General features: G+C 67.6%; 10 protein-coding genes. 9 read left to right on the top strand and 1 reads right to left on the bottom strand.

Going from position 1 to position 15,778, the window contains the following annotated elements:
- Positions 1-382: 382 nt before the first annotated feature.
- The 9 genes from tkt to AC1AYX_RS04475 all read left to right on the top strand — a co-directional run bounded on the left by tkt (position 383) and on the right by AC1AYX_RS04475 (position 12,372).
- Complete coding sequence (gene tkt, locus AC1AYX_RS04515) at positions 383-2,491, top strand: transketolase (RefSeq protein WP_476502378.1); 2,109 nt, start codon at positions 383-385, stop codon at positions 2,489-2,491.
- Between the two features lie 110 nt (positions 2,492-2,601).
- Positions 2,602-3,705, top strand: a complete 1,104-nt coding sequence (gene tal, locus AC1AYX_RS04510) for a transaldolase (RefSeq protein ID WP_476502377.1) — start codon at positions 2,602-2,604, stop codon at positions 3,703-3,705.
- A gap of 218 nt (positions 3,706-3,923) precedes the next feature.
- Positions 3,924-5,276 carry a branched-chain amino acid transport system II carrier protein gene (gene brnQ / locus AC1AYX_RS04505; protein ID WP_476502376.1) on the top strand — a complete coding sequence of 451 codons (1,353 nt, stop codon included), beginning with the start codon at positions 3,924-3,926 and terminating at the stop codon, positions 5,274-5,276.
- Between the two features lie 68 nt (positions 5,277-5,344).
- Positions 5,345-6,952, top strand: coding sequence for an aminopeptidase P family protein (locus AC1AYX_RS04500; protein ID WP_476502375.1), 1,608 nt, complete (start codon positions 5,345-5,347; stop codon positions 6,950-6,952).
- Complete coding sequence (locus tag AC1AYX_RS04495; protein WP_476502374.1) at positions 6,949-7,470, top strand: NUDIX hydrolase; 522 nt, start codon at positions 6,949-6,951, stop codon at positions 7,468-7,470. The genes AC1AYX_RS04500 and AC1AYX_RS04495 overlap by 4 nt, the downstream gene beginning before the upstream one ends.
- On the top strand, positions 7,467-8,567 hold the full coding sequence (locus tag AC1AYX_RS04490) for an ROK family transcriptional regulator (protein ID WP_476502373.1): 1,101 nt from the start codon (positions 7,467-7,469) through the stop codon (positions 8,565-8,567). The genes AC1AYX_RS04495 and AC1AYX_RS04490 overlap by 4 nt, the downstream gene beginning before the upstream one ends.
- A gap of 164 nt (positions 8,568-8,731) precedes the next feature.
- Positions 8,732-9,952: an ROK family transcriptional regulator gene (locus AC1AYX_RS04485; protein ID WP_476502372.1), complete on the top strand. Its 1,221-nt coding sequence runs from the start codon at positions 8,732-8,734 to the stop codon at positions 9,950-9,952.
- Positions 9,953-10,005: 53 nt separating this feature from the next.
- Positions 10,006-10,902: a carbohydrate kinase family protein gene (locus AC1AYX_RS04480; protein ID WP_476502371.1), complete on the top strand. Its 897-nt coding sequence runs from the start codon at positions 10,006-10,008 to the stop codon at positions 10,900-10,902.
- A gap of 237 nt (positions 10,903-11,139) precedes the next feature.
- Positions 11,140-12,372 (top strand): MFS transporter, encoded by a 1,233-nt coding sequence (locus AC1AYX_RS04475; protein ID WP_476502370.1) that lies wholly within the window; start codon positions 11,140-11,142, stop codon positions 12,370-12,372.
- A 142-nt stretch (positions 12,373-12,514) separates the two neighbouring features.
- Here the strand turns inward: AC1AYX_RS04475 and AC1AYX_RS04470 are convergent, their stop codons facing one another.
- The gene (locus AC1AYX_RS04470) at positions 12,515-15,655 is read right to left on the bottom strand and encodes an alpha-mannosidase (protein ID WP_476502369.1); all 3,141 of its coding nucleotides are present in this window, start codon (positions 15,653-15,655) and stop codon (positions 12,515-12,517) included.
- Positions 15,656-15,778 lie beyond the last annotated feature (123 nt).

The raw sequence follows: 15,778 nt of genomic DNA, 5'->3' as shown, positions 1-15,778 counted from the left end.
ACGTACCCGGCGGGCACATTTCATCCATCATTCATGTCGTGTTCCACGGCGCTTCATGCGGTGGCCGAGGGCACGGCGCGACACGCGCATGCGGGGCCTCGGCGGGCCCTCCGATCGCCTCGGGAGGCGACGGGAACGGCTCTCCGCACGCATCATCGCGGTATTCCATTGTATTAGCACTCCCCCGTTTCGACTGCTAATCCGTTCGTCGCCAGCGTAGCGACACATATTGTGAACGCTAACAGAACAGAAGTTACCAAAACACGCCAAAATCACAACGCTACGTCGCGAAATGAAGGTAGCATGGGTAACGCAATGTGAGGGCGACAGCGCCCGGCACAAGCCGGATACGCGGCCCGACCAAGCGGAAGGAAAGACATCCATGACCGAATTCAAGGAGACCGAGCTGGACGAGCGCGCCATCAAGATGGCCAAGGTCCTGTCGGCCGACGCGGTTGAGAACGCCGGTTCCGGCCACCCCGGTTCCCCCGTTTCCCTGGCGCCCGTCGCCTACACCCTGTACCAGCACTTCATCAAGCATGATCCGAACGATCCCAACTGGGAGGGTCGCGACCGCTTCATTCTTTCCGGCGGCCACGCCTCCCTCACCCAGTACGTCCAGCTGTACTTCTCCGGCTACGGCGTGACCCTGGACGACCTCAAGCACTTCCGCGGCGGCGCCGACACCCGCACCCCGGGCCACCCCGAGTACGGCCTGACCCCGGGCATCGAGATGACCACCGGCCCGCTGGGCCAGGGCTTCGCCTCCGCCATCGGCTTCGCGTACGGCGAGCGCTTCCAGCGCGGCCTGCTCGACCCGAACACCCCGAAGGAAGAGTCCCCGTTCTACCACAAGATCTGGGCCATCTGCGGCGAAGGCGACATCGAGGAGGGCATCTCCGGCGAGGCCGCCGCCCTGGCCGCCAACCAGAAGCTCGGCAACCTGACCGTGATCTTCGACGCCAACCGCATCCAGATCGAGGGCGACACCAACCTGGTGCTCGCCGAGGACGTGCTCAAGCGCTTCCAGTCCTACGGCTGGTACACCGACGAGTTCAGCTTCATCCAGCCCGACGGCTCCTACAAGGAGGACGTCGAGGGCCTGGCCGACGTCATCGCCAAGGCCGAGGCCGCCGCCCCGGACCAGCCGAAGCTCATCAAGGTCCACTCCCTGATCGCCTGGCCGACCCCGGGCAAGACCAACGATCCGTCCTCCCACGGCTCCAAGCTGGGCGCCGAGGCCGTCGCCGGCCTCAAGAAGCTGCTCGGCTACGATCCGGAGGAGAGCTTCCACGTCGACGAGGAGGCCCTCGCCCACGCCCGCAAGGTCGCCGAGCGCGGTCTCGAGGCCCACAAGGAGTGGGACGAGAAGTTCGACGCCTGGCGCAAGGCCAACCCGGACAAGGCCGCCCTGTACGACCGTCTGAAGGCCGGCGAGCTGCCGGAGGGCTTCGACAAGGCCATCGACGACCTCGAGGCCACCTTCGAGGTCGGTAAGTCCGTCGCCACCCGTGGCGCCTCGGGCTCCGTCCTCAACGCCATCGCGGCCGTCATGCCGGAACTGTGGGGCGGCTCCGCCGACCTCGGCGGCTCCAACAAGACCGACCTCAAGGGCGCCGCCACCTTCGCGCCCGAGGAGTGCGCCACCAAGCAGTGGCCGGTCTGCAACGAGTTCGGCCGCCAGCTGCACTTCGGCGTGCGCGAGTTCGCCATGGGCTGCATCACCAACGGCATCCTGCTCGGCTCCCACACCCGTCCGTTCGGCGGCACGTTCTTCATGTTCTCCGACTACGAGCGCTCCGCCGTCCGCCTGGCCGCGCTGATGGAGATCCCGAACCTGTACGTCTGGACGCACGATTCCGTCGCCGTCGGCGAGGATGGCCCGACCCACCAGCCGATCGAGCACCTGGCCTCCTTCCGCGCCATGCCGCAGCTCGAGGTCGTCCGCCCGGCCGACGCCTTCGAGACCGCCGAGGCCTACCGCTACTTCTTCGAGAAGAAGAACACGCTGCCGACCGCCATGGTGCTGTCCCGCCAGGGTCTGCCGGTGCTCGCCGAGACCGCCGCCAAGGCCAAGGACGGCGTGCGCAAGGGCGCCTACGTCCTGGTCGACACCGAGGGCACCCCGGACGTCATCCTGCTGGCCACCGGTTCCGAGGTCCAGCTGGCCGTCTCCGCCGCCAAGACCCTGGCCGGCGAGGGCGTCAAGGCCCGCGTGGTCTCCGTCCCGTCGCTCGAGTGGTTCGAGGAGCAGGACGCCGAGTACAAGGAGGCCGTGCTGCCGGCCGCCGTCAAGGCCCGCGTCTCCGTCGAGGCCGGCGTGGCGATGCCGTGGTACAAGTACCTCGGCTCCTACGGCAAGCCCGTCTCCATCGAGCAGTTCGGCCTGCAGGGCTCCGGCTCGCAGAACCTCATCGACCTCGGCATCACCGCCGAGCACGTGGTCGAGGCCGCCAAGGCCTCCATCGCGGAAGTCGAAGCCGCCAAGTGATCCGGCGGGTGCCGCCGCCCACGAACGACGTGGGCGGCGGCACCCCTCCCCCAATCAGATTCAAGATTTGTTCCATGCGAAAGCGGCATGGAATGTTAGGAAGGAACACAATGACTGAAGCAACTCAGCGTACGTCCGACAACGGCGTCTCCATCTGGCTGGACGACCTGTCCCGCTCCCGCATCGAGTCCGGCTCCCTGCAGGACCTCATCGCCAACAAGAACGTCGTCGGCGTGACCACCAACCCGTCCATCTTCCAGAAGGCCCTGAGCCAGGTCGGCCCGTACGACGCGCAGCTCAAGGAGCTCGGCAAGGTCGACGTCGAGACCGCCGTGCGCGAGCTCACCACCACCGACGTGCGCAACGCCACCGACATCTTCCGTGAGATCGCCGAGAAGACCGACTTCGTCGACGGCCGCGTGTCCATCGAGGTCGACCCGCGTCTGGCCCACGAGACCGAAGCCACCGAGAAGCAGGCCGTCGAGCTGTGGGAGAAGGTCAACCGTCCGAACGCGATGATCAAGATCCCGGCTACCCTCGAGGGCCTGCCGGCCATCACCGCCACCCTGGCCAAGGGCATCTCCGTCAACGTCACCCTGATCTTCTCGCTCGAGCGCTACGAGCAGGTCATCGACGCCTACATCGAGGGCATCGCCCAGGCCGCCGCCAACGGCCACGACCTCAAGCACATCGGCTCCGTCGCCTCCTTCTTCGTCTCCCGCGTGGACACCGCGGTCGACAAGCTGCTGGAAGCCAACGGCTCCGATGAGGCCAAGGCCCTCGAGGGCAAGGCCGCCGTCGCCAACGCGCGCCTCGCCTACGAGCTGTTCGAGAAGAAGTTCGCCTCCGATCCGCGCTGGGCCGAGCTGGCCGCCAAGGGCGCCAAGGTCCAGCGTCCGCTCTGGGCCTCCACCGGCACCAAGAACCCGGCCTACTCCGACTGCAAGTACGTCGATGAGCTCGTCGCGAAGCACATCGTCAACACCATGCCGGAGAAGACCCTGAACGCGCTGGCCGACCACGGCAACGGCGCCCCGTCCATCGAGGGCACCTACGAGGAGTCCCACGCCATCATCAACAAGCTGGCCGAGCTGGGCATCAACCTCAAGGACGTCACCGACAAGCTCGAGGCCGATGGCGTCGCCGCCTTCATCAAGTCCTGGGATTCGGTCCTCGCCGACGTGCAGTCCGGCATCGACCGCGTCAACGGCTGAGACAGGCGCATCATGCGGACGCCCACGCGTCCACATAACGGCTGAATAGCTGGAACCACAAGGCTCCCGACCGCATGGCCGGGAGCCTTTGCGTATATGGTGGGCACTCGGAAGACGCGTCGGGCGCACCCTATGGAAACAGCCCGCCCGACGCCGCACGATACGACACGACACGACGTCCGGAGACGGACCGACCGGAGCGAAGGAGGCCCACCCTCATGCATCTGACCGCAAGGCAACGTCTGGTGATGACGTTCACGTTCTTCTCGATGTTCTTCGGGGCGGGCAACCTCATCTTCCCGCCGTTCGTCGGCGCGCAGGCGGGATCCGCCATCGTGCCGGCCGGCGTCGGATTCATCGTCTCCGCGGTCGGCCTGCCGATCCTCGGCGTCATCGCCGTTACCTTCGCCGGCGGCTTCGACGCGCTCGCCTCGCGCGTCTCCCCCGGGTTCTCCCTCTTCCTCGGACTTGCGATCATCCTCACCATCGGCCCGTGCTTCGCGATCCCGCGCACCGCAACCACCTCGTTCGAGATGATGGTGGCACCGTTCGCGTCCGGCTCCTCCAAATGGATGGCGCAGCTCGCCTATTCGTTCGTGTTCTTCGCGCTGGCGTTCCTCTTCGCCCAGCACCCCGAACGCCTGTCCAAGGTGCTGGGACGCTTCATGGGCCCGCTGCTGCTCGCGCTCATCGTCATCCTGTTCGTCGCCTGTCTCGTCCACGGCGGCATGGCGCCGCATCCGAGCGGCGACTACGCGACGAACCAGATGGCCCGAGGCTTCCTCGACGGCTACCAGACGATGGATCTGCTCGCCGCCCTGTACTTCGGCATCGTCATCTCGGCGAACATCCGCGCCCAGAGCGTCGACGACGAGAACGAGGTACGCCGCGAGACCGCGTTCGCCGGCCTCGGCACCGGCGTGCTGCTCGTGCTCATCTACGGCGCGCTGAGCTACGTGGGCGTCGTGTCGGGCGGCATCACGGCAATCGACTCCGCGACGGACACGGGCGCGACGGTGCTCACCAACCTCACCTCCTCTGTGTTCGGCGCGGCCGGAACCGCGTTCCTCGGCGTCGTGTTCGTCATCGCCTGTCTCAACGTATGCACCGGCCTGATCTGCACGTGCGCCACCTACTTCCACACGCGGTTCCGCTCCGTCGCGGGGCATGGCGTGAGCTACCGCGCATGGCAGGTGGTCTTCACCGTGTTCAGCTTCGTCGTGTCGAACGCGGGTCTGAGCGCGATCATCAAGGTCTCCGTGCCGGTGCTGTCCGCCCTCTACCCGCTCGCCATCGTGCTCGTGCTGCTCGCGCTGACGCATCGCGTGCTCGGCGCGCGCTTCCCGCGCGTCTACCAGTGGATGATCCTGCTGGTCGCCATCCCCTCCGTCGCCACATGCGTCGCCTCGCTCGCCGTCGTCTTCGGCGGGTCGCTGCCGTGGCTGGACGCCACGCTCCGGCTCCTCCCGTTGCAGGAGCAGCAGCTCGGCTGGCTCGTCCCCGCGGCCGTGGGCATGGCGGTGGGCGTCGTGGATTCGCTGGCCCGGAGGAGGGCCGCCGGCCGTTCGTGACGCATCCCCCCATGGCGACTACTATGAGGGTGAGTCAACGAATCCCCGATGATGAACAGGAGCGTTTCATGGGTGAAGTGGTCACCGACAAGGACAGGGAATACGAGGCCGAGGAGCGTGCGAGCGCGCCGGGCGCCGACCAGGCGATGGCCGACCGTGTGAACAACCGTTCGCTGCGTCCGCGTTCCGAGGCGTTCAAGGAGTTCATGCGCTCCGGATGGGCGGACGACGAACCCGACATCGAGCCGCTCGAATCCTCGAAGTTCACGCCCGCGCGTCTGAAGGCCCTGGGCGCGGCGTTCCCCGGCGAGCGTCTGGTGATCCCGGCCGGACAGCCCAAGGTGCGCAACAACGACTGCGACTACATGTTCCGTCCGGACACGGCGTTCGCCTACTACACGGGTCTCGGCGTGGACTACGAGGCGGGCGCGGTGCTCATGCTCAACCCCGTCGACCCGGATTCGCCCGAGGCGAAGGCCGGCGAGACGCATGTGCCGGAGCTGTTCGTCGCCCCGCGCGCCGACAACTCCACCACCGACTTCTTCATGAACGCGCATTACGGCGAATACTGGGTGGGTCCGCGCGCCGGCCTCAAGGAGATGACGGCGATGACCGGCATCGAGACCCATGACATCGCCCAGCTGGCCGACGCCCTGTCCAAGGACGTCGGCGGCGAGGCGGGCGCGGTGCGCGTGCGCGTCATGCGCGAGACCGACCCGCGGATCACCGCCCTCGTCGAATCCGTGCGCGAGGCGAACGGCGCGGCCGACCCGGACCGCAACGCCGCGGCGGACGACAAGCTGCACGAGTTCACGTCCGAGGCGCGCATGGTCAAGGACGCGTACGAGATCGGCGAGATGCGCAAGGCGGTGGCGGCCACGAAGGCCGGCTTCGACCGCCTGCTCTCCTCCCTGCCGAAGGCGCTCGACAAGCCGCGTTCGGAACGCATCCTCGAGGGCGCGTTCAACGCGGTGTCGCGCGAATTGGGCAACACGGTCGGCTACGATTCGATCGTCGCCTCCGGCCCGCACGCCCCGATCCTGCATTGGATGCGCAACACGGGCGTCGTGAAGAGCGGCGACATGTTGCTCGTCGACGCCGGTGTCGAGGTCGATTCGCTGTACACGGCGGACATCACCCGCACCTTCCCGACGAACGGCAGGTTCACCGATCTGCAGAAGCGCCTCTACCAGGCCGTGCTGGATTCCCAGCAGGCCGGTTTCGAGGCGGCGAAGCCGGGTGCCACGTATTCGGACATCCACCACGCCTGCATGCGCGTGATCGCCGAGCGTCTGCACGAGTGGGGCCTGCTGCCGGTGGACGTGGAGGAATCCCTCTCCCCCGAGGGCCAGCAGCATCGCCGTTGGCTCGCCTGCGGCGTGGCGCACCATCTGGGCCTCGACGTGCACGACTGCGCGCAGGCGCGTTTCGAGTCCTATCAGGGCGCGCCGATCCGTCCGGGCATGATCTTCACCATCGAGCCGGGCCTGTACTTCCGCGAGGACGATCTGCTCATCCCGCCGGAGTACCGCGGCATCGGCATCCGCATCGAGGACGACGTGCTCATGACCGAGGACGGTCCCGAATGGATCTCCGCCGGCATCCCGAAGCGAATCGACGACGTCGAGGCATGGATGCGCGAGCGCGCCGAGGCCGCCGGGAAGGACCTCGCATGACCACGCCGCAGTTCATCCTCGACCTGAGAAAGAAGATCGGCCACGATCCGCTGTGGCTGATCGGCGTGACCGGTTGCGTGCTCGACGACCGGGGCCGCGTGCTGCTCGGCCGCCGTTCGGACATGGGCGAGTGGGCGATGGTGTACGGCATCAACGAGCCGGGCGAGCAACCGGCAGACACGGTGGTGCGCGAGATCAAGGAGGAGACGGGCGTGGACGCGGTCGTCACCGATCTGGTGGCGGTCACCTCGGACACACGCGTCATCACCTATGCGAACGGCGACAACGCGCAGTACATGGACCATTCGTTCCTGTGCTCGCTGAAGCCGGGAGGCAACGCCGAACCGTTCGTCGGCGACGACGAAAGCCTCTCCGTCGGCTGGTTCGCCCTCGACGAGCTGCCCGAGCCGCTGGCGAGGAGCACGGTGGAACGGCTGAAGCTGTTCCGCACGTATCTGGAGAACAAGGCGAAGGGCGACGCGCACGCCCTGTTCCTGTTCGACGGCGAACGCCGATGAACCGCGCGGCGCGGGAGCGCGTCTTCAGGCTGTTGTATCCGACGGCGACGCTCTCCCGCGCCGCGCTGGGCCGGCTCGCCGGACTGTCGCGCGCCACCGTGTCCGACGTGGTCAACGGCATGATCGACGAAGGCCTCATCCGGCGTACCGGACGGGAAGCAGGATCCGACGGGAGCGGCAGGCGCGCCGCGCTGCTCGGCATCGACACGACGCGGCTATACGCGATCGGCGTCACCGTACCGTCACGGAGGTCGCGGAAGCCCTCCATCGACGGCGCGCTCACCGATCTGAGAGGCGTTCCCCGGAACCATATGGGCGTCGCCCGTCCCACGGGCCCCGGCGACAGGGGGATCGTCGACGCCGTCGCACGGCTCGTGGACCGTCTCCGCAACGACGCGGACGGCATCCCGGTCATCGGCGTCGGCGTCGCCGTGCCCGGAACAGACGACGAGGACGACGGGACGGTCTCCGGACTCGAGGCACGGCTCAGGAGCCGGATCGAGGCGGAATCCGGCATCCCCGTGACCGTGGTCGCCGGCACGGTCGCTTCCGGCACAGCCGAACGCTTCCTCGACGACGTCGGCCCGAATCTCATGCTCGTGAGATTGGACGACGGCGTCGACGCGGCGACGTTCATCGACGGCGTTCCCGTCGACGGCGTTCCCGTCGGCGGCGGATACGGGTCGGGCGTCCGCATCGGCCGCATCTCCCTCGATCCCGATCACGGGCTTCCCTGCCCCTGCGGCGGGCGCGGATGCCTGGAGACGATTCTCGGCGCGCCGGCGCTCAGGGAGCGTCTGGACGGAGCGGATGATTCCGGCCGGGACGCGATCCTGCGCGACGCCGGTTCGCGCCTCGGCTCCGCCATCGCCCTGACGGCGGGGCTGCTCGCCCTCGACGACGTGCGCGTGCTCGGCCCCGACGATGTCGTCGGCGACGGATTCCTCGATGCGGCGCAGCAACGTCTGGACGCGATGACCTCCTCCCTGCCATGCGTGCGTACGCGTATCCGGCGATGCCGGTACGGGGCCGACGGGGTCCTGCGCGGTGCGGCCATCGCCGCGGTGCTGCGACGTCTCGCACCGTCATCGCGGTGAGTTTCCCGATGTAATAGCACTTTTCGCCGCGCGACACGCAAACGTTTTCGCAACACGCCGAACAAATCTTAATTGCGTTCATGTATTAACCGCGTTAATATGTCCACGAAGTTCAGATTCAACGGCGAGCGGACAGCCACTCAATCGCGCAAGGAGGTGTCGAGATGAATAGCAGTACCCAAGCGAACACCACGGCATCCCAGGCGACGGTGGCGGAATCCAACCGTTCCCGCGTACTCCAGCACCTGTATCACAACGGCGTCAGCTCCAGGGCGCAGATCGCCAAGGCGTTGGGCCTCACCCCCGCCGCCATCACCAAGATCACCGCGCAGCTCATCGAAGCCGGCGCGATCGAGGAGACCGGCGACATGGAGGGCGCGAAGAACCGTCGTTCCATCGGACTGACGCTTGACACCGAACGGTTCCACATCATCGGCGTCAAGTTCGCACGCTCGCTCGTGCAGGTCGGCGTGTTCGACCTGTGCGGCAACGCACTCGGCCTGGAGGATCTGCCGCCGGTCACTAACGAGACCATCGGCGAGGCCGTCAGGCTCATGCACGTCCGCATCGAGTCCCTGCTCGACGCGGATCCGTCCATCATCGCCATCGCCATGGCCGTCCCCGGCCCGTACATGCGCGACGAAGGCCGCACGGCCGTCGTCTCCTCCATGCTCGGATGGCGCGACGTCAACTTCATCGAGGAATTCGGCCACGCCTTCCGCGTGCCGGTGTTCATCGAGCAGGACGCCCGCGCCGGCGCGCTCGCCCACTACCTGTTCGATCCCGAATCGCACGGGGAGGACGACATCTCCTACTTCCTCGTCGGCGAGGGTGTGGGACTCGGCGTCATCGAGAACGAGCGCATCATCAACGGCGCCCTCGGCGCCGCCACCGAGATCGGCCACGTCTCCATCGACATCGACGGCAGGCCGTGCGACTGCGGCAACCGCGGATGCCTCGAACGCTATTGCTCCACCCCCGCCATCCGCGAGATGCTCATCGAGGAGGGCGGTCCCGTGCCGCACGCCGAGCTGATGAGCAACACGGAGGCGACCCGCGCCCTGTTCTCGCTCGCCAGGGAAGGCGTCGACAAGGCCGTCGAGATGGTACGCCGCATCGGCCGCTATATCGGCTATGGATGCGTCAACATCTTCAACACGTTCAATCCCCGGCTCATCATCATCGGCGACATCGTCTCGGAAGCGGGACGCCTGCTGCTCGACGAGGTGATCGCCACGGTGCGCAGCCGCTCGATCCCGGAGATCTGCGACTCCACCGAAATCAGACTGTCCACCATGCCCACCGACGCGACCGTCTGCGGTGCCGCGGCGGTGGCGGCCACCCAGTTCCTCGACCATCCTTCGATGTTCTTCGACCTGAGCTGACCGCGAAACCCAAGATTTCCATACGGAAAACCAATAGAAGGAAAGGAACCATCATGTCCAAGCCCATCGTTCTCTCCCTCGGCGAGCTCCTGTGGGATATGCTGCCCTCCGGCAAGCGCGCCGGCGGCGCCCCGGTGAACTTCGCCTACCATTCGATGATGAACGGCGCGGACGGCTACTCCGTCTCCGCCGTCGGCGAGGACGAGCTCGGCGACGAGCTGCTCGCGGAGACCGCCAAGGCCGGCATCCACGCCGTCATCCAGCGCAACGCCTGGCCGACCTCCACCGTCGAGGTCGAGCTCAAGAACGGCATCCCGGAGTACACGATTGTCAAGGGCGTCGCCTGGGACCACATCCTGTACACCCGCCAGCTCATCGACGTCGTCAAGCAGGCCGACGCCGTGTGCTACGGCACCTTGGCACTGCGCTCCCCCGAGTCCCACGCGACCATCACCGAGCTGCTCAAGCACACCAAGCCGGGCGCGATGAAGTTCTTCGACATCAACCTGCGCGGCGACCACTACTCCAAGGAGCTCATCGAGGAGCTGCTCGGCGTCGCCACCGTCTTCAAGATCAACGACGAGGAGCTGCTGCTCCTGCGCGACATGTTCGACATCCGCGGCACCTCCGGCGAGGACGCCTGCCGCTGGTTCCTCGAGCAGTACGATCTCGACTACGTGATCCTGACCGCCGGCTCCGCCTACTCCACGATCATCTCCAAGAACGGCGAGATCTCCACCGTCGACACCCCGCGCGTCGAGGTCGTCGACACGGTCGGTGCGGGCGACTCCTTCTCCGGCACCTTCACCGCGCGCATCCTGCTCGGCGACACGCTCTCCGAGGCGCACCGCAAGGCCGTCAACACCGCCGCCTTCGTGTGCACCCAGAACGGCGCCTGGCCGGAGTACCCGGCCCAGATGACCGACTACCTGGCCGAGGCCGGCAAGTAAGCCGCGCCACGACCCGCGGGAACGGTCCGCGCACGACGGGTTCCACCCGATCGGCGGATCGTTCCGACACCACCTTTCCTGGCATAGAGCCCGATATCCGGCGACGTCCGTGCGACAATGACCGCCGCCCGCCCGTCGTCGGGTATCGGGCCCACCGCTGACGCCAGGCAGCCATAACTGAATATCGAATATCGACAATTTCGTCAGTCTCATTACAGGAAAAAGGGAATTATTACAATGAGCAACGAAACCGCCAAGACCGGCAACGCCGGATTCGCGAAGATCCTTCCGGTGATGTTCGCCTTCTTCGTCATGGGCTTCGTCGACCTCGTCGGCACCGCGACGAACTACGTCAAGGGCGAGTTCAACCTCGCCGACGGCACCGCGAACCTGTTCACCACGATGGTGTTCTTCTGGTTCCTCATCTTCTCCGTGCCGACCGGCATGCTGATGAACAAGATCGGCCGCCGCAAGACCGTGCTGTGGTCCATCCTCGTCACCCTCGTGGCCATGGCCCTGCCGATCATCGCCTACGTCGCCCTGTCCGGCACGCCGCGCCTCGTCCTGATCGTCATCTCCTTCGCCTTCCTCGGCATCGGCAACACCCTCATGCAGGTGTCCCTCAACCCACTGCTGACCGTGTTCGTCAAGGGTGACAAGCTCGCCTCCACGCTGACCACCGGCCAGTTCGTCAAGGCCTTCGCCTCCCTGTTCGCCCCGTACATCGCCATCTGGGGCGCCACCAAGCTGAACATGTGGTGGATCCTCTTCGTGATCTACTTCGTCGTCGGCATCGTCGGCTACATCCTCCTCGCCTTCGACAAGATCGACGAGCCCGCCCCGGACGCCGGCACCACCACCATCGGCCGCTGCTTCAAGCTCCTGTTCTCCGACGGCATCGTGTTCCTGTGCTTCCTCGGCATCGTCGCCCACGTGGGTGTGGACGTCGGCATCAACGCCCAGGCCCCGCGTATCCTGACCGAGCACACCGGCGACACCTACACCGCCATCGCCGCCACCGCCACCATGGTCTACTTCATCGCCCGTATGATCGGCTGCTTCACCGGCGGCATCGTGCTCCAGAAGATCAGCAACAAGGTCGGCCTGCGCATCTGCGGCGTCATCATGACCGCCTCCGCCGTGTGCTTCGCGGTCTTCGCCCTCGTGCAGGACAACCCGCCGGTGTGGCTGTTCTGGGTCGCCGTCGCCCTCGTCGGCTTCGGCAACTCGAACGTGTTCTCCCTGTTCCTCTCCCACGCGCTCATGTACCGTCCGGACCGTCAGAACGAGATCTCCGGCCTCATGCTCATGGGTCTGATCGGCGGCGCGATCTTCCCGCCGATCATGGGCGTCGCGGCCGACGCGGCCGGCCAGTTCGGTGGCATCCTCGTGATGGCCGTCGGCTGCCTGTACGTGCTGGTCATGGGCTTCGCCTACAAGGTGCTCGAAGGCAAGAAGGCCGAGGCCTGATTCCTTCCCTGACGTGAACGGTCCGAGACCGCGCGTCTGAACCGCAAGGGGGTGGGTCTTTCCCGGAAATGATTTCCGGGAAAGACCCACCCCCTTGTTCGTGTGCTCCTCCACGGCGCGGAAACCGTCGCGGTCGCGGATCTCATCTCTGCACGCGCAGCGTCGCCAGCTGGAACGGCCCGAACGCGAGCGGCGCACCGCCGCGGCCCGCCGTCACCTCGCCGTCGAGCGCACGTGGCAGGTCGGGCGCGGGCGGCTCCCCTTCCGTCAGATCGGTCTCCGCGACCACGCATCCGTCAAGCTCCGGGTCGAGGCGCAACGTCGCCCGAGCCCGGCCTCCCGCCGCCTCGTACAGGCGCAGGACGATGTCGCCGGAACCGTCGTCGGCGGGTTTCACCCAGTCGAGCACGACGACTCCCCACACGTCGTCGAGCACGGCGAGCGGCGGGACGACTTCCACGCCGTCGATGTCCGGCGTGTTGAGCCGCGCGGCCTCGGTGAGCGTCGCCGGCATGTCGGCGGCGGCGAGCACCGACCAGTCGAACGTGTGCCGTCCCATGTCGGTGTCCGGGTCAGGGTAGCGCGGCGCGGACAGCAGCGATGGCCGGATCATCACGCCGCCCGCACTCCCCCGCACCGGGTCACGGCGGATCGACGACACGTCGGCACCGTAGGTGGAGCCGTTCACAACGGCGACCGCATAGCCTCCATCGGATTCGGCGACGCGCACGAACCGGTGCGTGCAGCTCTCGTATGCGGGGTTCTCCCCGATCGGACCGGCCGTGACCGGCCGTTCCACGAATCCGTACGGACATTCGAACCGCGCACGGTCGGCGTGCACGGCCACGGGGACGTCGACCTTGAGCATGCGTTCCGGCGCATGCCAGTCCACGTCGGCATGGAAGTCGAGTGCACGCGCACCGGGGCGTAGCGTGACGCGCGTGCGTATCCGCACGCCGTCCGCCGCGGTCTCGGCGACGGCCTCCGCCGCGCCGTCTCCGGTTGCGGCGACGCCGATGAGCGCGCCGTCCGCGAGCGGCGTCACGGTGTCGAACGCGTCCCGTTCCAGCTCCCATGCGTCCCATTGCGACGGCTCGTCGCGCAGCAGCTCGTAGCGGCCGAGGGCCGTTCCCTCGGGCACGATCTCGCGATCCGCGGCGAGGTCGATCAGGGAGTCCACGGTGCCGTCCACGGCGATGTGCGCGCGGAGGAGTCCGTTGTCGAGCGTCGTGCCGTCGGCGTCGCGGATGATGTGGACGGCGCGGACGCTGCGCCCGTCGCCGTCGTGCGAATCCTTCCGACCATCCCCATTCCCATCTCCATCCCCGTCCGCGGCCGATGGGCTGTCGCCGCCGTCGCCGTGCGCGGCGAGCAGGTGCGTGGTCTCCGTCGCGATCGCCCGCAGTCGTGCGATGTCGCGCGCATAGGTCTCCCGCGCCTCGCGGTGGACGCGGGCGATGCCGGTGCCGGGCAGGATGTCGTGGAACTGGTCGGAGAGGAGCCGCTTCCAGATGCGGTCTAGCTCGTCGCGCGGCGGCGTGTGGCCGGGGACGCGTACGAGCGCGGTCGCGGCGAGACGGTCGACGACGCGCAGCAGGGATTCCTCCTCGCGGCAGCGTCGTTTCATCTCCTGCTGGGCCGTGGTCGTGCCGCGATGGAGTTCGAGGTACAGTTCGCCGCGGTGCACGGGCGCGTCGTGTGCATCGTGTGCATCGCCGACGATGTCGCGCCGCAATGCGGCGAACAGCCGGTCGGGCGTGCCGAAGCCGACCCGAGGCGCGCCTTCGAGGTCGTGCGCGCGGCGGATCCGCGCGGTCATCTCGCGGGTGGGCCCTCCTCCCCCGTCGCCGTGCCCGTAGAGGATGATCGCGTCGCCGACGAGGTCCTTGTCGGCGAGGTCGCGTTGCGAGCGCATGAGCTCGTTCATCTCCATCGTGGAACCGTAGGTGGCGGATGGCGGCATGTGCGCGAGGATGCGCGTGCCGTCGATGCCCTCCCATAGGAAGGCGTGGTGGCGCGGCCGGTCCGTGTCGTTCCAGGAGAGCTTGCCGGTGAGGAACCAGTCGAAGCCTGCGCGGCGGGCGATCTGCGGCAGGCCGGCGGCGAAGCCGAACGAGTCGGGCAGCCAGACGCCGTGCGGACGTACGCCGAGATGTTCGCGGAAGTAGGCGAGTCCGGTGGTGAACTGGCGTACCAGCGATTCGCCGGCGGGCATCATCGCGTCGGATTCGACCCACATGCCGCCCACGGGGACGAAGCGGCCCTCGTCGATGCGCCGGCGCATCCGGGCGAACAGGTCGGGGTGGTCGTGTTCGAGCCACGCGTAATGCCGGGCGGAGCTCATGACGAACGTCATGTCGGGATCCTCGTCCATGAGGGCGAGCACGTTGGCGACGGTGCGCGCCACCTTGCGCCGGGTTTCGCGCATCGGCCACAGCCATGCGGTGTCGATGTGCGCGTGGCCGACGGCGACGTGCCGCACGGCGCTCGGCGCGGCGGGCGACGCGAGCACGCCGGCGAGTTCCCCGCGCGCCTGCGGGACGCTTGCCGCGCGGTCGCGTTCGTCGTAGGCGTCCAGCGCGCGGCGGAGCGCCCCGGCGAGCCGCCATCGGCGCGGATCGTCGGCGGCGAGTTCGCGGATGAGGCCGGATACGGTCTCGAGATCCATCATCAGGGCGTGCAGGTCCCGGTCGAACAGGGTGACGTCCACGCGGTTCAGCGCATACGGCAGGTCGCGCACGCCGGTCGGGTCGCCGCCGAGCGAGGTGGGCGCGTATCCGCCCGCCTCGCTCAGGTCGGGGTTGCACGCGGCTTCCAGGTAGAGCGTGAACCGGCCGTCGGCGTCGAGTCCGGCGATGTCCGTGCCGTCGGCGCGGACGAGCGGCACCCATCGGTTGCGCGGGTTGACGGCTTTGACCGCCGTGCCGTCGGCGCGGTAGACGAGTCCCTCCGCCTGGAACCCCGGCCAGTCGGGACGGTTCCAGCCGAGGTCGGCGACGAGTTCGACGTCATGGCCGCGTGCGGCTTCGCGGTCGACGTGGCCGGATATCTCGAACCATGTGGTCCCCCAAGTCGTCCCCCACGGCCCGGGCACGGCGAACGGGCGGAATCCAGCCGTTCCCGCGCGGGCGCGCGCGAGGAACGCGTCGGCGGGTTCCGGTTCCCCGGGGTTGGCGGCGGCGCGCACGTCGCATGGGGCGAGCGTGGCGTGGACGTATGGCGCGATGCGTTGCGCGACGACGCGGTCGCAACGCGCAAGCTGGTGTTCGATATCGAGCGGCATCGTCCTCCACGATACCAGCGCCGCACGCGCCTTATCGGGGACGTTCCGGCGGCACGGCTCGAAGGCCCGCCGGGGCGTGAGGGGAAAGACGGGAAGGGCCCCGGCTCCACCCATGGGGATGGA

This window comes from Bifidobacterium sp. LH_419 (assembly GCF_056356955.1).
The sequence above is the reverse complement of the archived record's forward strand: the minus strand, read 5'-3'. Positions and strand labels throughout refer to the sequence as shown.